This window comes from Shinella agrisoli, assembly GCF_046557955.1.
In the GTDB taxonomy this organism is placed as follows: Bacteria; Pseudomonadota; Alphaproteobacteria; order Rhizobiales; family Rhizobiaceae; genus Shinella.
The window spans coordinates 67,747-87,781 of the sequence record NZ_JBJIEP010000013.1; the positions used below are offsets into that span (position 1 = coordinate 67,747).

Sequence of the window (20,035 nt, forward strand, 5' to 3'; positions counted from 1 at the left end):
TCCGGACAGCGCTTGCGCGCTGAGGCATCGGCCGCCGGGAGACGCCGTTGATGACCCGTTCATCACATTGTTACATTCGGGGGCCATTCCCCCTGCCGAAAACCGGGAACAGCGGTGCGCGCGCGCCCGTTCGTTTCCCCAGAACCCGTAAGAGGCGATAGGATGACTGTTACTGCAGCAATGGTGAAGGAACTGCGCGAAAAGACCGGCGCAGGCATGATGGATTGCAAGAAGGCGCTTGCCGAGACCAACGGCGACATGGAAGCAGCCATCGACTGGCTGCGCGCCAAGGGCATCGCCAAGGCCGACAAGAAGTCCGGCCGCACCGCGGCCGAGGGCCTGATCGGCATCGCCAGCGCCGGCACCAAGGCCGTCGTCGTCGAGATCAACTCCGAAACCGACTTCGTCGCCCGCAACGACGCCTTCCAGGAGCTGGTGCGCGGCGTCGCCAACGTGGCGCTCGGCACGGACGGCTCCGTCGAGGCCATCTCGGCCGCCACCTACCCGGCGACCGGCAAGTCCGTCCAGGACACCATCACCGACGCGATCGCGACGATCGGCGAGAACATGAACCTGCGCCGCGCGGCCGCCCTCTCGGTCGAGGACGGCGTCGTCGCCACCTATGTCCACAACGCGGTTGCCGACGGCCTCGGCAAGCTCGGCGTTCTCGTCGCGCTGAAGTCGACCGGCAACAAGGAAGCGCTGGGCACCATCGGCCGCCAGGTCGCCATGCACATCGCCGCGACCGCGCCGCTCGCCATCCGCGCCGAGGAAGTGGACGCCGCCGTCGCCGAGCGCGAGCGCAACGTCTTCATCGAGCAGTCGCGCGCTTCCGGCAAGCCGGACAACATCATCGAGAAGATGGTCGAGGGCCGCATGCGCAAGTTCTTCGAGGAAGTCGCCCTGTTGTCGCAGGCCTTCGTGATGAACCCCGACCTCACCGTCGGCGCTGCCGTCAAGGAAGCCGAAAAGACCGTCGGCGCGCCGATCGAGGTCGTCGGTATGGCCCGCCTGCTGCTCGGCGAAGGCGTCGAGAAGGAAGAGACGGACTTCGCCGCCGAAGTCGCCGCGGCCGCAAAGGGCTGATTTTCTCGATCCCGCTTGGGAAAAGAACCGCCCGATTGGGAAAAGGCGAGGGCGCCGCGTGACAACGCGGCGCCCTTCGTGTATCCGGCTTGCCGAAATGCCTGCCCCGAAATTTCTTCTGCGGCGAGGGCTGCCCTTCGCAGGACCGCCCCTGGTTCCGCCCGGCTGCCGGATCGGCGAGCAGGCCCACGAGTTCAGGAGCGACGATGACTGCCAAGCCAATCTACAAACGTGTTCTGCTGAAAGCCTCCGGCGAGGCGCTGATGGGATCGCAGGGCTTCGGCATCGATGTCGCGGTCGCCGACCGCATCGCTTCCGACATCGCGCAGGCGCGCGCGCTCGGCGTCGAGGTGGGCGTCGTCGTCGGCGGCGGCAACATCTTCCGCGGCGTGGCGGTGGCCTCCAAGGGCGGCGACCGCGTCACCGGCGACCACATGGGCATGCTGGCGACCGTCATCAACGCGCTGGCGCTCGCGACCTCGCTGCGCAAGCTCGATGTCGACACCGTCGTGCTCTCGGCCATCGCCATGCCGGAGATCTGCGAAAGCTTCTCGCAGCGCGCGACGCTCCATCACCTGTCGCTCGGCCGCGTGGTGATCTTCGCCGGCGGCACGGGCAACCCGTTCTTCACGACCGACTCGGCCGCCGCGCTGCGCGCCGCCGAAATGGGCGCGCAGGCGATCTTCAAGGGCACGCAGGTCGACGGCATCTACTCCGCCGACCCGAAGAAGGACCCCACCGCAACCCGCTTCGACCGCCTGACGCACAGCGAGGTGCTCGAAAAGGGCCTTGCCGTCATGGACGTCGCCGCCGTCGCCCTGGCGCGCGAGAACGCCATTCCGATCATCGTCTTCTCCATCCACGAAAAGGGCGGTTTTGCCGAAATATTGACCGGTGGCGGACGCGGTACCATCGTAACCGACAACTGATTCTTGAGGCGCGCACGCCCGCCGCGTGCAGCCGCTCTATGAAAACGGGAGCATTCCGATGAGTGAAGGTATTGACCTGAAGGAACTGAAGCGCCGCATGGACGGCGCGATCAACGCGTTCAAGAACGACATCGCATCGCTGCGCACCGGCCGGGCCTCCGCCAACGTGCTCGATCCGGTGCAGGTCGAAGCCTACGGTTCGCGCGTGCCGCTGAACCAGGTCGCCAACATCTCCGTCCCCGAGCCGCGCATGCTGTCCGTCTCCGTCTGGGACAAGAGCATGGTCGGCGCCGTCGAGCGCGCCATCCGCGAATCGAACCTCGGCCTCAACCCGATCGTCGACGGCCAGAACCTGCGCATCCCGCTGCCCGAGCTCAACGAGGAGCGCCGCAAGTCGCTGGTCAAGGTGGCCCACGATTATGCCGAGAAGGCCAAGGTGGCGATCCGCCATGTGCGCCGCGACGGCATGGACGACCTCAAGAAAGCCGAAAAGGACGGGGATATCGGCCAGGATCTCTCCCGCAGCCAGTCCGAAAAGGTGCAGAAGATGACGGACGAGACGATTTCTGACGTCGATCGCTTGCTTGCCGAGAAGGAAAAGGAAATCATGCAGGTCTGAGGCCCGGCCGCCTGCTTTCGTTCCTCCTTTCCGGATCGCCCATGAACCAGCTCTCGCCCAGCACCGTACCGGCACACGTCGCCATCATCATGGATGGCAACGGGCGCTGGGCGAATGCGCGCGGCCTGCCGCGCGCCATGGGGCACCGCAAGGGCGTCGAGGCCGTGCGCGAAGCGGTGCGGACCGCCGCCGAATGCGGCGTCTCCTACCTTACGCTCTTCGCCTTCTCCTCGGAGAACTGGAGCCGGCCGCAAAGCGAGGTCTCCGACCTCATGGGGCTGCTGAAGACCTTCATCCGCCGCGACCTTGCCGTGCTGCACAAGCAGAATGTGCGCATCCGCATCATAGGCGACAGGGCGAACCTTTCGAGCGACATCCTGCCGCTGCTGCTGGAAGCCGAGGACACGACGCGCGAAAACACCGGCATCACGCTGGTGATCGCGTTCAACTACGGTTCGCGCGACGAGATCGCCCGCGCCATGCGCGCGCTTGCCGCCGATGTCGCCGCCGGGCGGCTCGGCCCCGACCAGATCACGGCGGAGCGCATCGGCGCCGCGCTCGATACCGCCGGCATTCCCGATCCCGACCTCATCATCCGCACCAGCGGCGAGGAACGGCTGTCGAATTTCCTGCTCTGGCAGGCGGCCTACGCCGAACTGATGTTCATTCCCGATTTCTGGCCGGATTTTTCGCGCGAGACCTTCGTTTCCGCGCTCTCCCGCTATGCCATGCGGGAACGCCGTTTCGGCGGATTGCAGCCTGCCACCACGCTTGCGGTTGGTTCGTGATGCAGAGTGAGCTGCGCCTGCGTATCCTCTCCGGCATCGTGCTGGCCGCCGTGGTGCTTGCGGCGACATGGTTCGGCGGCCTCGCCTTCCGGGTGCTCGCCGCTCTGATCGCGATGCTCGTCTACTATGAATGGTCGACCATCACGCGGCTTCCCGAAACGGATTTCCGCGGCAATGCCTTCGGCTGGCTGTCGGTCGCGCTCGTCTCGGTGCTCGTCCTGCTCGGTTTCGACGCGTTCGCGCTTCCCGCGCTCATCGGCGCTGTGGCGATCGGCATCGTCTATGCGCTGGCGATGAAGGGAAGCGGCTGGCTTGCCGGCGGCATCGTCTATTCGGGCCTCACGGTGATCTCGTTCGCGGCGATCCGCGGCGACACAGCCCACGGCTTTGCGGCCATGGTCTTCATCTTCGCCGTCGTCTGGGCGACGGATATCCTTGCCTACTTCATCGGACGCGCCATCGGCGGGCCGAAGCTCGCGCCGCCCATCTCGCCGGGCAAGACCTGGTCGGGGGCGATCGGCGGCGCGGTTTCCGCCGTCGCCGCCGGCACGCTGGTGCACATGGCCTTCTTCCCGCTGAACGGTCTGTGGGTGCCCGTCATCGCGCTGGTGCTCTCGGTGTTCAGCCAGATCGGCGACCTCTTCGAGTCCTTCATCAAGCGCCGTTTCGGCGTGAAGGATTCCAGCCGCCTCATTCCGGGGCACGGCGGCGTGATGGACCGCGTCGACGGCCTTGTTTTTGCCTGCTTCGCCGCGTTCCTCATTGCGTTAGGCGATGCGATCGTGTCGGGCACCGCGAACGCGCCGGCGGGCGTGTTCCTTTTCGGCCCGTGACCACGAAACATTGGGGACTGGAATCATGGAAATGCTGGCAGGCTCCGTCGGTTTCGTGACGGGCTATATCATTCCCTTCCTGATCGTGCTGACGCTGATCGTCTTCGTGCACGAGATGGGCCACTATCTCGCCGGCCGCTGGTCCGGGATCGGCGTGACGGCCTTCTCGGTCGGCTTCGGCCCGGAGCTCTTCGGCTTCACCGACCGGCACGGCACGCGCTGGAAGCTCTCCGCGATACCGCTCGGCGGCTATGTGAAATTCCTCGGCGACGACGATCCGGCCTCCATCCCGGACTACAATTCCGTCGCCGCGCTGCCGGAGGCGGTGCGCAAGCGCACCTTCCTGGGCGCAGCCCTGTGGAAAAGGGCGGTGACCGTCGCCGCCGGCCCCATCGCCAATTTCATTCTCGCCATCGCCATCTTCGCCGTGATGTTCTCCATCTACGGCCGCCAGGTCGCCGATCCGATCGTCGCCGAGGTGCGCCCCGGCAGCGCGGCGGAGGCGGCGGGCGTGCGCCCTGGCGACCTGCTTGTCGCGCTCGACGGCAATCCCGTCGCGACCTTCGACGACGTGCGCCGCTATGTCAGCGTCCGCCCGGAGTTCAAGATCGTCGTCACCGTGCGCCGCGACGGCGCCGACCTCGACCTTCCCATGGTGCCGCAGCGCACGGAGATCACCGACCAGTTCGGCAACAAGGTCGAGCTCGGCCTCATCGGCATCGTCACCAACCAGGAGACCGGCAACTTCCGCGTGATCGAGTACGGGCCGCTGGAGGCCGTGGGGCAGGGCGTGCTGCAAAGCTGGCATATCGTGACGGGCACTTTCGACTATCTGTCGAACCTCGTGACCGGCCGCATGAAGGCCGACCAGCTCGGCGGTCCGATCCGCGTGGCGCAGGCTTCCGGCCAGATGGCGACGCTCGGTGTTGCCGCATTGCTGCAACTTGCCGCCGTTCTGTCTGTTTCCATTGGACTTTTGAACCTGATGCCGGTTCCGGTACTTGATGGCGGCCACCTGATGTTCTATGCGGTGGAGGCTGTCCGGGGCAGGCCTGTCGGGCCGGGGGCGCAGGAGATCGCATTCCGCATCGGCATGGCGCTGGTGCTCATGCTGATGGTCTTTGCGACCTGGAACGACATATCCATGCTGCTCGGCTGAAACGGGCCGGCGCCGCCGGCGGAGAATCGATGAGGGAAAGCCGCAGTCCCGGGAGGTCGCGCTAACGGTCTGTTTACCGTGATCGAAGGCAGGTAGTGGCCTTCGGGCCACGGTTTGAATTGAAGTAAACAGAAATTAACGCGTGACCTTGCTTGTATGGCAAAAGCGGTTAAAACGGCAAACGTGACCGGAATCGGGCATGCCTGCCGGGCGATGAAACGAAGGTAAGTTGTGAAGATGAAAGCTGGTTCAAACTTTTTGAACGCCGTGTCTGCCGTTGCATTGTCGGCGAGTATGGTTGTCACGGGCGGCTCTGTTGCCACGCTTGTCTCCGCCTCCAGCGCTGAAGCGGCCGTCGTCCGCAGCATCCAGGTGCGCGGCGCCGATCGCGTCAGCGCCGACACGGTCAGGGCCAATATCTCGATCAAGCCCGGCCAGAATTTCTCGAATGCCGATATCGACGAGTCCGTGCGCCGCCTCTATGCGACCGGCTATTTCTCCGACGTCAGGATCTCGGTCTCCGGCGGCGCGCTCGTCGTCGTCGTCAACGAGAACCAGCTGATCAACGCGGTCGTCATCAACGGCAACCGCAAGATCAAGGACGACAAGCTGGAGGCTGTCCTGCGTTCGCGCCCGCTCGGCCCGTACAGCGAGACGACGATCGAGGCCGACAAGCAGGCGATCCGCGACGCCTATGCCGCGATCGGCCGCAGCGACGCCACCGTCACCACCCAGACCCATCCGATCGGCAACGGCCGCGTGAACCTCGCTTTCGTCGTGGACGAGGGCGACCGCACGAAGATCTCGCAGATCAATTTCGTCGGGAACGAGGCCTACAGCAACAGCCGCTTGCGTTCCGTCATCCTTACCAAGAAGTCGAACTTCCTCTCGTTCCTGACCCGCAAGGACGTCTACAGCGAAGAGAAGCTGCGCGCCGACGAAGAGGCGCTGCGCCAGTTCTACTTCAACAACGGCTATGCCGACTTCCGCGTGATCTCCTCGGAGGCCGTTCTCGACGAAGCCTCGAACGAATATGTCGTCACCTTCACGGTCGAGGAAGGCCAGCGCTACAATTTCGGCGACGTGAACGTCGAATCGACGGTCGAAGGCCTCGACTCCGAAGAGCTAACGGGCCTGATCGAATCCCGTCCGGGCAAGGTCTACCGCGCCAAGGACGTCCAGGACACGATGTCCGAGATCTCGCAGCGTGTCGCGGCGAAGGGCTATCCGTTCGCCCGCGTGACGCCGCGCGGCAACCGCGACCTCGGCAACGGCACGATCGCCGTCGACTACCTGGTCGACCAGGGCGAGCGTGCCTATGTCGAGCGCATCGAGATCCGCGGCAACACCCGCACGCGCGACTACGTCATCCGCCGCGAGTTCGACATCGGTGAGGGCGACGCCTTCAACCAGGAAGTCATCGCGCGCGCGAAGCGCCGCCTCGAGGCGCTCGGATACTTCTCCTCCGTCAACATCACGACGGCACCCGGCAGCGAGGCGGACCGCGTCGTCGTGATCGTCGATGTCCAGGACCAGTCGACGGGTTCGTTCGGTATCGGCGCCGGTTACGAGACGGGCAGCGACGGCGGCTTCAAGCTGGAAGCCTCCATCGAGGAAAAGAACTTCCTCGGCCGCGGCCAGTACATTCGCCTGGCGGCCGGCGGCGGCAAGGATTCGCGCGACTACAGCCTGTCCTTCACGGAGCCGTATTTCCTCGGCTACCGCCTCGCCGCGGGCTTCGACATCTTCAAGAACGAAGACGACAGCGAAGATTACTACAGTGTCGACAGTCAGGGCTTCACCCTGCGGGTGACGGCACCGATCACGGAAGACCTGTCGACGACCTTCCGCTACAACTACACGAAGCTGGACTATAGCTCCAGCAATCTGGCCGAGCTTTCGACGCCCTACGTGAATGTTGTTCAAGGCAGCCCGTGGGTTCGTTCCTCGATCTCGCATAGCCTGACCTTCGATACGATCGATGACCGCACGCTGCCGCGTGAGGGCATCTTCGCGCAGGTCACGCAGGAGTTCGCCGGTCTCGGCGGGGACTCGGACTATTACAAGATCTCCGGTAAGGCGCGTTATTTCCACACGCTGCTGGAGGATGCCGATGTCATCGGCTCGCTTTCCGTCGGCGGCGGCCACATGTGGGGTACGGGCAGCGATACGAAGGTCTTCGACCAGTTCACGCTGTCGTCTTCCGATATCCGGGGCTTCGAATCCGGCGGTATCGGCCCGCGGGCGAGAAAAACCGGCATGTCGGGATACGACTCGCTTGGCGGCACGACCTATTTCACGGTTTCTGCCGAAGCATCGTTCCCGCTTCCGCTCCTGCCGCGTGACTCGGGCTTCCGCGGCGCCCTCTTCGTCGATGCCGGTACGCTGTACGGCAACGACGTAAACGCGGGGTCCGATACGGTTGTCGGCACGGACATGAGCCTGCGTGCATCGGTCGGTGCCTCCATCATCTGGGCGTCCCCGTTCGGTCCGTTGCGGTTCGACTATGCGGTTCCCTTCAAGAAGGAATCGTTCGACGAGACCCAGCGCTTCAAGTTCGGCATCGCAACCCAGTTCTGAGGCAATTCGTCCAGAACTGCGAGAACATGGACGTTCTGGAGTCGCGCCGATGGAGCATAACTGGTTTTTTCCGCCCCATGACGGGATCCGTCTGGGCGACCTTGCGGTATCGCTCGGGGCGGAACTTGCCGATGCTGCGCATGCCGACCGTGTCGTGCGCAGCGTGTCGCCCGTGAACCGGGCGAAGGACGGCGATCTCTGTTACATCCTGTCCCGCAAGATGAGTGCCGAGCTCGAAACGAGCGAGGCGACGGCGATCCTGTGCGACAGGACGCTCGCGCCGCTGGTGCCCGAGCGCATCGCCGTCCTGCTTTCCACCCGCCCGCACACCGCCTTCGCCATGGCCGGCGAACTGCTGCACCCGTCCGCGATGCGGCCCGAGGGGATGACGTCCGTCCCGACCGATATTGCGCCGGGCGCTTATGTCGATCCGGAGGCGCGCCTGGAGGCCGGCGTCGTCGTCGAGCCTGCGGCCGTGATCGGCAAGGGCGCGGAAATCGGCGAGGGCACGCGCATCGGCCCCGGCGCGATCGTCGGCGCAGGCGTCCGCATCGGTCGCAACTGCACGATCGCGGCCGGCGCCACGGTCCAGTACGCGCTCATCGGCAACAATGTCATCATCCATCCCGGCGCACGCATCGGCCAGGACGGCTTCGGCTATGCGCCGGGCCTGAAGCCGGGCATGATCAAGATCGTGCAGATCGGCCGCGTCATCATCCAGGACAATGTGGAGATCGGCGCGAACACCACGATCGACCGCGGCACGATGGACGATACCGTGATCGGCGAGGGGACCAAGATCGACAACCAGGTCCAGGTCGGCCACAATGTGCGCATCGGCCGCCATTGCGGCATCGTCAGCAAGGTCGGCATCGCCGGCAGCGCGCGGATCGGCGACGGCGTGATGATCGGCGGCGCCTCCGGCATCAACGGCCACATCACGATCGGCGACGGCGTGCAGATCGCCGCCATGAGCGGCGTCGTGGCCGATATTCCGGCGGGTGAGAAATACGGCGGCATCCCGGCGCGCCCGATGCGCGATTTCCTGCGCGACATGGCGGAGCTCGTCATGCGGTCCAGCACTCGTGTCCAGAAGAAGGGGGGCAAAGATGAGTGAAGAAACCAAGGCGACGCTCGGCGTGGCCGATCTGCGCGAGATCCTGACCCTTCTTCCCCACCGCTATCCCTTCCTGCTCGTCGACAAGATCATCGAGATCGACGGCGACGATTCGGCGATCGGCATCAAGAACGTGACGGTGAACGAGCCGCACTTCATGGGGCATTTCCCCGACCATCCGATCATGCCGGGCGTGCTGCTTGTCGAAGGCATGGCGCAGACGGCAGGGGCGATCTGCGCGCGCAAGGCCGGGACCGGCTCGAACCTCGTCTACTTCATGACGATCGACAACGCCCGTTTCCGCAGGCCGGTCGTGCCCGGCGACCGCGTGGAATTCCACGTCACGAAACAGAAGCAGCGCGGCAATATCTGGAAGTTTCACTGCGACGCAAAAGTTGATGGGCAACTTGCCGCCGAAGCTGATATCGGCGCGATGATCGTGAAAAAGGAAGATGCCTGACAATGATTGCCGCCAGCGCGAAGATCCACCCGCTTGCCGTCGTCGAGGACGGGGCGGTCATCGGGGAGAACGCCGTCATCGGTCCCTTCTGCTATGTCGGGCCCAAGGTCGTTCTCCACGATGAGGTCGAGCTTCTGCCGCATGCGATCGTGACGGGCCGCACGGCGATCGGCCGCGGCTGCCGCATCTTCTCCAATGCCGTCATCGGCGGCGACCCGCAGAGCCTGCACCACGACGGCGCCGAGACGACCCTGACGGTCGGCGAGAAGTGCACGTTCCGCGAAGGCGTGACGGTCAACACCGGCACCACCGAAGGCGGCGGCAAGACGGTTATCGGCAACGACAACCTGTTCCTCGCCAATTCCCATGTCGCGCACGACTGCATCCTCGGCAGCCACATCGTCATGTCCAACAACGTCATGCTGGCCGGTCATGTGGTCGTCGAGGACCGCGTCATCCTCGGCGGCGGCTCGGCGGTCCACCAGTTCACCCGCATCGGCCGCCAGGCCTTCATCGGCGGCCTTTCGGCGGTGTCCTACGACGTCATCCCCTATGGCATGCTGAACGGCAATCCCGGCGTCCTCGGCGGGCTCAACGTCGTCGGCATGACCCGCGCGGGCATGGACAAGCCGACGATCCACGAGGTCCGCCGCGCCTTCAAGCAGATCTTCGAGGGCAAGGGGTCGATCCGCGCCAATGCCGCGGCGATCCGCGCGGAATATGCGCGGAGCGTTCCGGTCATGCAGATCCTCGATTTCATCGCCGCAGAGAGCGAGCGCGCCCTTTCGTCTCCGAACCGGGGCAAGGGCTGAGGGGCATGGCGGAGGGCCGGCCCGAGCCACGCGACCGGCTGGCCATCATCGCCGGCGGCGGCATGCTGCCGCGTTACGTCGCCGATGCCGCCCGCGCCCGCGGCGAAAACCCCTACGTCCTCGCGCTCAGCAACGAGTCCGGCGAGGACTGGTCGGGCTACGACCATGAGACGATCTCCATCGGAAACCATGCCGCCATCGGCGCCGCCTTCCGCCGGCATGGCATAGGCCGTGCCGTGCTCACCGGCTGGGTGCGCCGCCGGCCGGAATGGCGCGACATCCGCGCGCCCTTCAAGGCGCTGCTCGCCGTTCCTTCTGTGGTCCGCACGCTGCTCAAGGGCGGGGACGATGCCGTGCTGAAGATGGTCATCCGCCTCATCGAGGCGGAAGGCGTTCGCGTCGTGGGCGCGCACGAGATCGTGCCGGACCTTCTCGGCAGCGAGGGGCCGCTCGGCAGGAACGCGCCGGATGCGGCCGCCGAAGCCGACATCGCGGCTGCGGCTGCGGCGGCCCTGGCGCTGGGGCGGCTGGACGTGGGGCAGGGCGCCGTCGCCGTCGGCGGCCGCGTGGTGGCGCTGGAAGGGGCCGAGGGCACGGATGCGATGCTGGAGCGCGTGGCGCAGCTGCGCGCCGCGGGCCGCATCTCCGGGCGCCGCAGGGGCGTGCTGGTGAAGCTCTGCAAGCCCGGGCAGGACCTGCGTGCCGACCTGCCGTCGATCGGCGTCGAGACCTTGCGGCGTGCGAAGGCGGCCGGGCTTGCCGGCATCGCCGTGGAAGCGGGCCGCTCGCTGGTGCTCGAGCGCGACGCGATCGTTGCCGAGGCGGATGCGCACGGCCTCTTCGTGACGGGGATCCTGCCGGAAAGAACGGAGAACGCGGGATGAAGGCAGGGACGATCAGGATCGGCGTCATCGCCGGCGAAGTCTCCGGGGACCTGCTCGGCGGCGACCTCATCGCCGCCCTGCGCGCAGCCTATAGCGGGCGGATCGAACTCGTCGGCGTCGGCGGCGAGGCGCTCGAACGCCAGGGGCTGACCTCCCTGTTCGACTTCTCCGAGCTCTCCATCATGGGCGTTTCGCAGGTGCTGAAGCGCCTGCCGTCACTTCTCCGCCGCATCCGCCAGACGGCGGACGCCATCATCGCCGCGCGGCCGGACGTGCTCGTCATCATCGACAGCCCGGATTTCACCCATCGCGTGGCAAGGCGCGTGCGCAAGGCGCTGCCGGACCTGCCCGTGGTCGATTATGTCTGCCCCAGCGTCTGGGCCTGGAAGGAAGAGCGCGCGCCGCGCATGCGCGCCTATGTCGACCACGTTCTCGCGCTGCTGCCCTTCGAGCCGGCGGCGATGGAGCGTCTCGGCGGCCCGAAGACGACCTATGTCGGCCATCGGCTGACCGCCGATCCCGATCTGCGGCGCGTCCGCGCCGCGCGGCTGGCCCGCACGGACCGCGATGCCGGCGAGCGCCTCTGCCTGCTGCTTCCCGGCTCGCGCAGCACCGAGATCAACCGCCTTCTGCCGGTCTTCGGCGAAACGGCGCGGGAGCTTTCCGAGCGCCATCCGGGCATGCGTTTCCTCCTGCCCACCGTACCGCGCCAGGAGGCGCTGGTGAGGCGGCTGACGGCCGGCTGGCCGGTGAAGCCGCAGGTCACCGTCTCCTCCGAGGAGAAATGGCGCGCGTTTTCCGAAGCCGACGCGGCGATCGCCGCCTCGGGCACGGTCATTCTCGAACTGGCGCTCGCCCGCGTGCCGGTCGTTTCCACCTACCGTTTCGACTGGCTCGCCAATCTCTTCCTCGGCAAGGTGAAGATCTGGACGGCGGCCATTCCCAACATCATCGCGGATTATGCCGTCGTGCCGGAATATCTCAACGAGCAGGTGCGCCCCGGCAGCCTGACGCGCTGGTTCGAGCGGCTTTCGGCAGACACCGCCGAGCGCCGCGCCATGCTGGAAGGCTACGACCTCGTCTTCGAGCGCATGCAGACCGAGCGCCCGCCCGGCGAGACCGGCGCGGCGGTGATCCTCGACCTCCTTGCCGCGAAAAAGCCCGGCCGGGACTGAACGGGTTCAGACGGCTGACGAAGCCCTGAAACCTCCCCTCCGTCATGGTCGGGCTTGACCCGACCATCCATTCCTATGCACGGAGTAGCGGCGGATCCTCGGGTCAAGCCCGAGGATGACGGCAATGGGCGGGCGATGGTGGTCGTCAAAACCTGGCCCGGCCAGTTCTGGCCGGGCTCCTTTCACGTCGCCTCGCTGGAATCAGCGCTTGGAGACCGGGATGTAATCGCGTTTCGGAGCGCCGACATAGAGCTGGCGCGGGCGGCCGATGCGCTGCTCGGGATCCTCGATCATCTCGTTCCACTGGGCGATCCAGCCGACCGTGCGGGCGAGCGCGAAGAGCACGGTGAACATGGTGGTGGGGAAGCCCAGCGCCTTCAGCGTGATGCCGGAATAGAAGTCGATGTTCGGATAGAGCTTCTTCTCGATGAAGTACTCGTCCGTAAGAGCGATGCGCTCGAGTTCCATCGCCACTTCCAGCATCGGATCGTCCTTGATGCCGAGCTCGCCCAGGACCTCGTGCGTCGTCCTCTGCATGATGCGGGCGCGCGGATCGTAGTTCTTGTAGACGCGGTGGCCGAAGCCCATGAGACGGAACGGGTCGTTCTTGTCCTTGGCGCGGGCGATGTATTCCGGGATGCGGTCGACCGTGCCGATCTCGGCCAGCATGTTGAGCGCCGCCTCGTTCGCGCCGCCATGGGCCGGGCCCCAGAGGCAGGCGATGCCAGCCGCAATGCAGGCGAACGGGTTGGCACCCGAGGAGCCGGCAAGGCGCACGGTCGAGGTGGACGCGTTCTGCTCGTGGTCGGCATGCAGGATGAAGATGCGGTCCATGGCGCGGGCCAGCACCGGGTTCACCACATATTCCTCGCACGGAACGGCGAAACACATGCGCAGGAAGTTCGACGCATAGTCGAGATCGTTCTTCGGGTAAACGAAGGGCTGGCCGATATGGTACTTGTAGGCCATGGCGGCGATCGTCGGCATCTTGGCGATCATGCGCAGCGAGGCGACCATGCGCTGGTGCGGATCGGTGATGTCGGTGGAATCGTGGTAGAAGGCCGAGAGGGCGCCGACACAGCCGCACATGACGGCCATCGGGTGGGCGTCGCGGCGGAAGCCGGTGAAGAAGCGGCTCATCTGCTCGTGCACCATCGTATGGTGCGTGACGCGGTAGTCGAAGTCGTCCTTCTGGGACTTCGTCGGCAGTTCGCCGTAGAGCAGGAGGTAGCAGACTTCCAGGAAGTCGCCGTGCTCGGCCAACTGCTCGATCGGATAGCCGCGGTGAAGCAGGATGCCCTCGTCGCCGTCGATATAGGTGATCTTCGACTCGCACGAGGCGGTGGAGGTGAAGCCGGGATCGTAGGTGAAGGCGCCGGTGTTCTTGTAGAGCGTGCCGATGTCGATCACATCGGGGCCGATCGTTCCGGATCGCGTCGGCAGCTCGACTGTCTTGCCACCGATCGATACGTCCGCGCTTGTTCCTGTCATAACGATCCTCCGTTGTTGCGAATGGTGGCACGAGGGTGTGCCAAGGCCATGAACATGCTCGTTTTGCTAGCCCATTTGCGGTGTCCTGCCAAGCGATACGAAAGGCAAATTGTGCATTGCGGAAACGAGCTTTCCGGCAACGCAATATCTACCGTTTCCGCGAAGTTGCAAGCAACCATTGAGAGTGCCCGGCGAAATATGGAGGGGGCATCCTTTCTGTCTGGCTTAGCATTTTGCGCGCCTACTGGCGATTGAAGATTTCTCCGTTCGATTGCATAGTGGGCATGGGACGGATGGGATCATGGCGAAGGTGGAAGTCGCGGAGCGGCGGGAAGTTCCTGAGGCCCATGCCTGGCGGGCGGCGGCCGAAGAGGGCGCCTTGCCGCTTTCCCTTCCCGGAACGCCGCGCCGCCGGCCCCTTGCCGCCATCCTGCGCACGGCCGGGCGGCTCGGGGAGCGGGCAAAGGGCCGGCAGACGCTCGCCGCGGCCCTTGCGGAAGAGCGCGCGCACGGCCATTTCTTCCTTTTCGTTCCCGTCTTTCTCGGCGTCGGGGCGGCGCTGTGGTTCGCCGCTGGGTCCGAGCCGCCGCTCCATGCGCTGGTCCTTTGCGCTTGCGCGGCGCTCTGGCCCGCCTGGCGCCTGCGCCATCGCGAGGACTGGGCTGCGCTCGCCGCTGGCGCCGCCCTGCTCGTTCCCGTCGGCATGCTGCTGGCGGCGCTCGAAAGCGCGCGGCTCGGCACGGTCCTCCTGGATGCGCCGGTGACGACCGAGATCGGCGGCCAGGTCCTGTCGCGCGAAAGCGACGGACGGGGCGCGATCCGCTACCGCATCGCGCTCGAGACGACGCGCGATCCCGAATTGAAGCGCCCGCCCGGCGTGGTGACGGTGCTTGCCAGGAGCCGGCACGAGGCGATCCCCATCGGCGGCGGCATCACGGGACGCGCGCGTCTCGGCCCGCCCTCCGGCCCGGCGCTTTCAGGCCTCAACGACTTCGCCTTCGACGCCTATTTCGCCGGCAATGGCGCCGTCGGCTATTTCTACAGAGCGCCGGCGGCCCTTGCGGGGGCCGAAGCCGGGTGGAAAGAGCGGATCCGGCAGGAGATCGCGACCTGGCGAAACAACCTGACCGAGCATATCCGCGGCCGCATCGGCGGCGATGCCGGCGCGATCGCCGCGGCGCTCGTGACGGCCGAGCAGCGCGCGATCAGCGAGGAGACGGTCGAGGCGCTGCGGCAGGCGGGGCTTGCCCATGTGCTTGCCATTTCGGGGCTCAACATGGTGCTTGCCGCCGGCACCTTCCTCGTCGGCGCGCGCATGCTGATGGCGCTGGTCCCGGGTTTTGCCGAGCGCTATCCGGCAAAGAAGATCGCCGCCGCCGGCGCGCTCCTCATGGTGACGCTCTACATCCTCGTCTCGGGCGGGGCGATCTCGGCGGTGCGCTCGTGGATCATGATCTGCGTCATGCTCGTGGCGGTGCTTTTCGGACGGTCGGCCATCAGCCTGCGCAACGTCGCGATCTCGGCGATCCTCATCCTCTTGGCGACGCCGTCCGCCGTCACCAATCCCGGCTTCCAGATGTCCTATGCCGCGACCCTCGGCCTCGTCGCCGGCTATGCGGCCTGGCGGGAGAGGCCGGTCCGGCAGGAGAGCGGGGGAGGGCCTTTCCGGCTCTTCGGCGGCGCGCTCGGCCGCTTCTTCGGCGGGCTTCTCCTTTCCTCCCTGATCGGCGGCTTTGCGACGCTGATCTATTCCATCGGCCATTTCCACCGCATTCCGGCCTACGGGCTCGCCGGCAACCTGCTCGCCATGCCGGTGATCAGCGCCGTGGTCATGCCGTTCGGCCTCATCGCCGTGCTGCTGATGCCGTTCGGCCTCGATGCGGTGCCCTTCGCGATCATGGGCAAGGGCATCGAATGGATGATCGCGCTGTCGAACTGGGTCTCCGGCTGGAATGGGGAGATCGTTACCGGCCGCATACCGCCGCTTGCCTTCCTCCTGGTCGGCGTCGGCGGCGGGCTGGTCTGCATCCTGCGCACGCGGCTGCGCCACCTGGGCACGCTGCTCATCGTCCTCGGAATCGGCGCCGCCTGCTGGCCGGGCAGCCGCAGCATGCCCGAAGTGCTTGTCTCGGAAGACGGCCGACTCGTCGCCGTCCTGCGCGACGGCGGGGTTTCGACGAACCGGACACGACCGCCCGACTTCATCTACGACCAATGGCGCCGCGCGCTTCGGCTCGGCGCGCTCGTCAAGCCGGAGACGCGCAAGACGGCAGGTTTGACGGTGGAAGAGGCAGAGGAGGGCGCGGCAGCTTCCAGCGAGAAGAGGCCGCGCCGCAGGGCGGATCGGGAGAAGGCGAAAGCGGCCATGTCCGCGGCCTTCGAGGCGGCGGGAAAGCGTAACGGCTTCGTCTGCGAAGCAAAGGCGTTCTGCGCCGCCGTCTCGCCGAGCGGCTGGCGGATTGTCGCGCTGGAGGACGTCGCCTTCCTCGGCACGGCCTGCGATGCCGCAGACCTCGTCGTCGTATCCTTTGCCCTGCGGCTCGACGCCTGCCGCTCCGGCGCCCGGATGGTGACGGCGCGGCACCTGCGGCGGACAGGGGCTCTGGAAATCACGCCCACGGGCGCCGCGACGGCTTCGCCCCTGGCCGCGGCCCGGATCACGACCGCCGTCGAGACGCTCGACCGGCCCTGGTCGCGGCACCGCACCTACGACTGGCGGAGCGGCCGGTTCGAAGCCGAATCCGGCAATCAGTTGTAGCGGCGGATGAGGCCGACGAGCTTGCCCTGGATCTTCACGCGGTCCGGCCCGAAGATGCGGGTCTCGTAGGCGGGATTGGCGGCTTCGAGCGCGATGGAGGCGCCCTTGCGGCGGAAGCGCTTCAGCGTGGCTTCCTCGTCGTCGACCAGCGCCACGATGATCTCGCCCGGATTGGCGGTGCTGGCATTGCGGATGATGACCGTATCGCCGTCGAGGATGCCGGCCTCGATCATCGAATCGCCCTTGACCTCCAGCGCGTAATGCTCGCCGCTGCCGATCATCTCGGCGGGCACGGTGATGTCATGGGTGTTGTTCTGGATGGCGGAGATCGGCACGCCGGCGGCGATACGGCCCATGACCGGCACGGAAACGGAGGCGGACATGTCCGCCTGCGCCGGCATGCGCTGCTGCGGGGCGGACGGCAGCGGCTGCTTGCCGCGGCTGCCTTCTATGACGGCCGGTGAGAAGCCGCGGCGAGGCTGGAGGCTCGACGAATAGGCGTCCGGCAGCTTGATGACTTCCAGCGCCCGCGCGCGGTTGGGCAGGCGGCGGATGAACCCGCGCTCCTCCAGCGCCGTGATGAGGCGGTGGATGCCGGATTTCGAGGCGAGATCCAGCGCGTCCTTCATTTCGTCGAAGGACGGGGGAATGCCGGACTCCTTCATACGCTCATGAATGAACAGGAGGAGTTCCTGTTGTTTGCGCGTCAGCATGGCCTCTCCAACCAGAATCGTGAAACAAATCCAGAACAGACACTATCTGTTCCATATGTGTTCCGCAAGAGGCTCGTGAAACAATAATACGGGCTCAGGCGTCAGGTTCGCGCAGGAGAAGGATTTCGCAGGCGGCGCCCGCCTGCGCGGCCGGCGAGTGCGGCGGGCGGACGAGCAGGCCCTCCGACGCGGCAAAGACCTTCATCATCGAGGAATCCTGCCTGTCGTGCGGCGTGACCAGCAGTTCGCCGCCCGGCCCGCGGGCGATTCGCGCCCGCACATAGTCCTGCCGCCGGTCGTTCTGCTGGAGCGGCACCGCGGCGACCGCCGCGCGCAGCCGGCTCCTTTCGGGCAGGCGGGCGAGGCGGCGGACGAGGGGTTCGAGGAAGATCAGCGAGCAGACGAGGCTGGAAACGGGATTGCCGGGAAGGCCGACCACCTGGACGGCGCCGAGGCGGCCGACCATCAGCGGCTTTCCGGGACGCATGGCGATGCGCCAGAAATCGAGCGCCATGCCGGCCTCGCCGAGCACCGGCTGGACGAGGTCGAAATCGCCGACCGAGGCGCCGCCGAGCGTGACGAGCACGTCGATGTCGAGGGTGAGGGCGTGGCGCACGGCCTCGAGCATCGCCTGCCTGTCGTCGCCGACGATGCCGAGGTCGATGACCTCGGCGCCGGCCTCGCGGGCGATGGCCGATACGCCGTAGGTGTTGGAGGCGATGATCTGGCTTGCGCCGGGCGAGGCGCCGGGCGGGACCAGCTCGTCGCCCGTCGCCAGCAGCGCGATGCGCGGGCGGGCGTACACCGTGAGCGCCGCATGGTTCATCGCGGCGGCGACCGTCAGCCGTCCGGCATCGAGCACGTCGCCGGCCCTGAGCACGACCTCGCCTTCGCGGAAATCCTGGCCGCGGGGGCGGATATGGCGACCCTTGGCGGTGAGGAAGGTGGTGCGGATGCGCCCGTCCTCCAGCACCTCCGCGTCTTCCTGCAGAAGCACGGTGTCGGCGAAGGCGGGCAGCGGCGCGCCGGTGAAGATGCGCACCGCCTCGCCGGGGCCGGCGGACCCTTCGAAGGCATGGCCGGCCGAAGAGGTGCCGACGACCTTGAGGACGGCGCCGAGCTCGGCGATGTCCGCATGGCGCACCGCATAGCCGTCCATGGCGGAATTGTCGAAGGGCGGCTGGGTGAGGCGGGCCGCGACGTCTTCGGCGAGCACGCGGCCCTGGGCCTCGTGCAGCGGAACGCTTTCCGTGCGCTGCGCCGGCTTGGCTCCGCAGAGCAGGCGGTCGAGGGCATCGGCGACGGACAGGAGGGACATCAGGCGTCCTTCCGCTTGTAATCGCCGGAGCGGCCGCCGGACTTCTCGCGGAGGCGGATGCCGCCGATCTCCATCTCGCGGTCGGCGGCCTTGGCCATGTCGTAGACGGTGAGGCAGGCGACGCTGACGGCGGTGAGCGCTTCCATCTCGACGCCGGTGCGGCCGGTGAGCTTCGCCGTCGCCTCGACGCGCAGGCCGGGAAGAGCGCGGTCCTCGCGGATCTCCACCGCCACCTTGGTCAGCATCAGCGGGTGGCAGAGCGGGATGAGGCTCGATGTCTGCTTGGCGGCCATGATGCCGGCAAGCCGCGCCGTGCCGATGACGTCGCCCTTCTTGGCGTCGCCCTTGAGGATGAGGTCGAGCGTCGCCGGCGCCATGCGGATGAAGCCTTCGGCGACGGCGATGCGTACGGTCTCGGCCTTGTCGCCGACATCCACCATGTTGGCTTCGCCGGAGGCGTCGATATGGGTGAGCGAACGGCCGTCGTCGGCCATCATTCTGCCGCCAGCACGCCGGCGTCGCCGGTCAGAAGCGCGCGCGTCGCCGCCGCCACGTCGTCCTTGCGCATCAGGCTTTCGCCGACGAGGAAGGTGGAGATGCCGGCCTTAGCGAGGCGCTGGCAATCAGCATGGGTGAAGATACCGCTCTCCCCGACCAGGAGGCGGTCTTCCGGCACCATGCCGGCGAGCTTCTCCGATACCGCAAGGTCGACCTCGAAGGTGCGCAGGTTCCGGTTGTTGACGCCCACGAGCCTCGACTTCAGCTTAAGGGCGCGCTCCATCTCCTCTTCGTCGTGCACCTCGATCAGCACGTCCATGCCGAGTGAGAAGGCGGCGTCCTCCAGCATCTTCGCCGCGTCGTCGCCGAGCGAGGCCATGATGAGGAGGATGCAGTCGGCGCCCCAGGCGCGCGCTTCCAGCACCTGGTAGCTGTCGAACATGAAATCCTTGCGCAGCGCCGGCAGAGCCGAGGCCTGCCGTGCGGCGGTCAGGAATTCCGGGGCGCCCTGAAAACTCGGCGTGTCGGTGAGCACGGAAAGACAGGCGGCACCGCCGGCCTCATAGGCCCTTGCCAGGGCCGGCGGATCGAAATCCGGCCGGATGAGGCCCTTGGAGGGGCTTGCCTTCTTGATCTCGGCGATCAGGCCGAAGCGGCCTTCGGCCTTCCTCGCCTTGAGGCTCGCGAAAAAGCCGCGCGGCGGCTCCTGGTCGCGGATCCGGGCGCGAAGCTCGGCCGGGGCGACGCGCGCCTTGGCGGCGGCGATCTCGTCCAGCTTGTAGGCTTCGATCTTCTTCAGGATGTCGGTCATGGCC

Annotated in this window: 18 protein-coding genes; 13 read left to right on the forward strand and 5 right to left on the reverse strand. The window is 66.6% G+C overall.

Annotated features, from left to right (window positions below; all coding sequences use genetic code 11):
* Nucleotides 1–162: 162 nt before the first annotated feature.
* From tsf to lpxB, 12 genes are all read left to right on the forward strand, one after another.
* A complete protein-coding gene (gene tsf / locus ACIIOY_RS14865; protein ID WP_411035454.1) occupies nucleotides 163–1,086 on the forward strand; it encodes a translation elongation factor Ts in 924 nt (307 codons plus the stop codon).
* A gap of 206 nt (nucleotides 1,087–1,292) precedes the next feature.
* A complete protein-coding gene (pyrH, locus tag ACIIOY_RS14870; RefSeq protein WP_411035455.1) occupies nucleotides 1,293–2,015 on the forward strand; it encodes a UMP kinase in 723 nt (240 codons plus the stop codon).
* 58 nt (nucleotides 2,016–2,073) lie between these two features.
* A complete protein-coding gene (gene frr, locus ACIIOY_RS14875; RefSeq protein ID WP_411035456.1) occupies nucleotides 2,074–2,634 on the forward strand; it encodes a ribosome recycling factor in 561 nt (186 codons plus the stop codon).
* A 41-nt stretch (nucleotides 2,635–2,675) separates the two neighbouring features.
* Nucleotides 2,676–3,422, forward strand: a complete 747-nt coding sequence (locus ACIIOY_RS14880; protein ID WP_411035457.1) for an isoprenyl transferase — start codon at nucleotides 2,676–2,678, stop codon at nucleotides 3,420–3,422.
* Nucleotides 3,422–4,255, forward strand: a complete 834-nt coding sequence (locus ACIIOY_RS14885; RefSeq protein ID WP_411035458.1) for a phosphatidate cytidylyltransferase — start codon at nucleotides 3,422–3,424, stop codon at nucleotides 4,253–4,255. The genes ACIIOY_RS14880 and ACIIOY_RS14885 overlap by 1 nt, the downstream gene beginning before the upstream one ends.
* Before the next feature lie 25 nt (nucleotides 4,256–4,280).
* Entirely contained in the window at nucleotides 4,281–5,414 is a 1,134-nt protein-coding gene (rseP, locus tag ACIIOY_RS14890) for an RIP metalloprotease RseP (protein ID WP_411035459.1), read from the forward strand.
* Between the two features lie 237 nt (nucleotides 5,415–5,651).
* A complete protein-coding gene (gene bamA / locus ACIIOY_RS14895; protein WP_411035460.1) occupies nucleotides 5,652–7,994 on the forward strand; it encodes an outer membrane protein assembly factor BamA in 2,343 nt (780 codons plus the stop codon).
* Nucleotides 7,995–8,043: 49 nt separating this feature from the next.
* Entirely contained in the window at nucleotides 8,044–9,111 is a 1,068-nt protein-coding gene (gene lpxD / locus ACIIOY_RS14900; RefSeq protein WP_411035461.1) for a UDP-3-O-(3-hydroxymyristoyl)glucosamine N-acyltransferase, read from the forward strand.
* Entirely contained in the window at nucleotides 9,104–9,571 is a 468-nt protein-coding gene (gene fabZ / locus ACIIOY_RS14905; RefSeq protein ID WP_411035462.1) for a 3-hydroxyacyl-ACP dehydratase FabZ, read from the forward strand. Before lpxD ends, fabZ begins: the two co-directional genes overlap by 8 nt.
* Nucleotides 9,568–10,383 carry an acyl-ACP--UDP-N-acetylglucosamine O-acyltransferase gene (gene lpxA, locus ACIIOY_RS14910; RefSeq protein WP_411035569.1) on the forward strand — a complete coding sequence of 272 codons (816 nt, stop codon included), beginning with the start codon at nucleotides 9,568–9,570 and terminating at the stop codon, nucleotides 10,381–10,383. The genes fabZ and lpxA overlap by 4 nt, the downstream gene beginning before the upstream one ends.
* A gap of 5 nt (nucleotides 10,384–10,388) precedes the next feature.
* Nucleotides 10,389–11,267 carry an LpxI family protein gene (locus tag ACIIOY_RS14915; RefSeq protein ID WP_411035463.1) on the forward strand — a complete coding sequence of 293 codons (879 nt, stop codon included), beginning with the start codon at nucleotides 10,389–10,391 and terminating at the stop codon, nucleotides 11,265–11,267.
* Nucleotides 11,264–12,442 (forward strand): lipid-A-disaccharide synthase, encoded by a 1,179-nt coding sequence (lpxB, locus tag ACIIOY_RS14920; protein WP_411035464.1) that lies wholly within the window; start codon nucleotides 11,264–11,266, stop codon nucleotides 12,440–12,442. Before ACIIOY_RS14915 ends, lpxB begins: the two co-directional genes overlap by 4 nt.
* A gap of 201 nt (nucleotides 12,443–12,643) precedes the next feature.
* On the opposite strand, the gene gltA is transcribed toward lpxB, so the two are convergent.
* A complete protein-coding gene (gltA, locus tag ACIIOY_RS14925; RefSeq protein ID WP_411035465.1) occupies nucleotides 12,644–13,933 on the reverse strand; it encodes a citrate synthase in 1,290 nt (429 codons plus the stop codon).
* 301 nt (nucleotides 13,934–14,234) lie between these two features.
* Between gltA and ACIIOY_RS14930 the strand changes: the two genes are divergently transcribed.
* The gene (locus tag ACIIOY_RS14930; RefSeq protein ID WP_411035466.1) at nucleotides 14,235–16,691 is read left to right on the forward strand and encodes a ComEC/Rec2 family competence protein; all 2,457 of its coding nucleotides are present in this window, start codon (nucleotides 14,235–14,237) and stop codon (nucleotides 16,689–16,691) included.
* On the opposite strand, the gene lexA is transcribed toward ACIIOY_RS14930, so the two are convergent.
* From lexA to trpC, 4 genes are all read right to left on the reverse strand, one after another.
* Nucleotides 16,682–17,404: a transcriptional repressor LexA gene (gene lexA, locus ACIIOY_RS14935; protein WP_411035467.1), complete on the reverse strand. Its 723-nt coding sequence runs from the start codon at nucleotides 17,402–17,404 to the stop codon at nucleotides 16,682–16,684. The genes ACIIOY_RS14930 and lexA overlap by 10 nt on opposite strands.
* A gap of 94 nt (nucleotides 17,405–17,498) precedes the next feature.
* A complete protein-coding gene (locus ACIIOY_RS14940; RefSeq protein WP_411035468.1) occupies nucleotides 17,499–18,722 on the reverse strand; it encodes a molybdopterin molybdotransferase MoeA in 1,224 nt (407 codons plus the stop codon).
* The gene (gene moaC, locus ACIIOY_RS14945; protein ID WP_411035570.1) at nucleotides 18,722–19,216 is read right to left on the reverse strand and encodes a cyclic pyranopterin monophosphate synthase MoaC; all 495 of its coding nucleotides are present in this window, start codon (nucleotides 19,214–19,216) and stop codon (nucleotides 18,722–18,724) included. The genes ACIIOY_RS14940 and moaC overlap by 1 nt, the downstream gene beginning before the upstream one ends.
* Complete coding sequence (gene trpC, locus ACIIOY_RS14950) at nucleotides 19,216–20,031, reverse strand: indole-3-glycerol phosphate synthase TrpC (RefSeq protein ID WP_411035469.1); 816 nt, start codon at nucleotides 20,029–20,031, stop codon at nucleotides 19,216–19,218. Before trpC ends, moaC begins: the two co-directional genes overlap by 1 nt.
* Nucleotides 20,032–20,035 lie beyond the last annotated feature (4 nt).

Bases quoted from the DNA above. Each gene is read 5' to 3' on its own strand.
- bamA (WP_411035460.1), top strand. From the start codon at position 5,652: ATGAAAGCTGGTTCAAACTTTTTGAACGCCGTGTCTGCCGTTGCATTG.
- lpxD (WP_411035461.1), top strand. From the start codon at position 8,044: ATGGAGCATAACTGGTTTTTTCCGCCCCATGACGGGATCCGTCTGGGC.
- pyrH (WP_411035455.1), top strand. From the start codon at position 1,293: ATGACTGCCAAGCCAATCTACAAACGTGTTCTGCTGAAAGCCTCCGGC.
- rseP (WP_411035459.1), top strand. From the start codon at position 4,281: ATGGAAATGCTGGCAGGCTCCGTCGGTTTCGTGACGGGCTATATCATT.
- lpxB (WP_411035464.1), top strand. From the start codon at position 11,264: ATGAAGGCAGGGACGATCAGGATCGGCGTCATCGCCGGCGAAGTCTCC.
- frr (WP_411035456.1), top strand. From the start codon at position 2,074: ATGAGTGAAGGTATTGACCTGAAGGAACTGAAGCGCCGCATGGACGGC.
- ACIIOY_RS14930 (WP_411035466.1), top strand. From the start codon at position 14,235: ATGGCGAAGGTGGAAGTCGCGGAGCGGCGGGAAGTTCCTGAGGCCCAT.
- ACIIOY_RS14885 (WP_411035458.1), top strand. From the start codon at position 3,422: ATGCAGAGTGAGCTGCGCCTGCGTATCCTCTCCGGCATCGTGCTGGCC.
- ACIIOY_RS14915 (WP_411035463.1), top strand. From the start codon at position 10,389: ATGGCGGAGGGCCGGCCCGAGCCACGCGACCGGCTGGCCATCATCGCC.
- moaC (WP_411035570.1), bottom strand. From the start codon at position 19,216: ATGGCCGACGACGGCCGTTCGCTCACCCATATCGACGCCTCCGGCGAA.
- ACIIOY_RS14880 (WP_411035457.1), top strand. From the start codon at position 2,676: ATGAACCAGCTCTCGCCCAGCACCGTACCGGCACACGTCGCCATCATC.
- gltA (WP_411035465.1), bottom strand. From the start codon at position 13,933: ATGACAGGAACAAGCGCGGACGTATCGATCGGTGGCAAGACAGTCGAG.
- lexA (WP_411035467.1), bottom strand. From the start codon at position 17,404: ATGCTGACGCGCAAACAACAGGAACTCCTCCTGTTCATTCATGAGCGT.
- ACIIOY_RS14940 (WP_411035468.1), bottom strand. From the start codon at position 18,722: ATGTCCCTCCTGTCCGTCGCCGATGCCCTCGACCGCCTGCTCTGCGGA.
- trpC (WP_411035469.1), bottom strand. From the start codon at position 20,031: ATGACCGACATCCTGAAGAAGATCGAAGCCTACAAGCTGGACGAGATC.
- fabZ (WP_411035462.1), top strand. From the start codon at position 9,104: ATGAGTGAAGAAACCAAGGCGACGCTCGGCGTGGCCGATCTGCGCGAG.
- tsf (WP_411035454.1), top strand. From the start codon at position 163: ATGACTGTTACTGCAGCAATGGTGAAGGAACTGCGCGAAAAGACCGGC.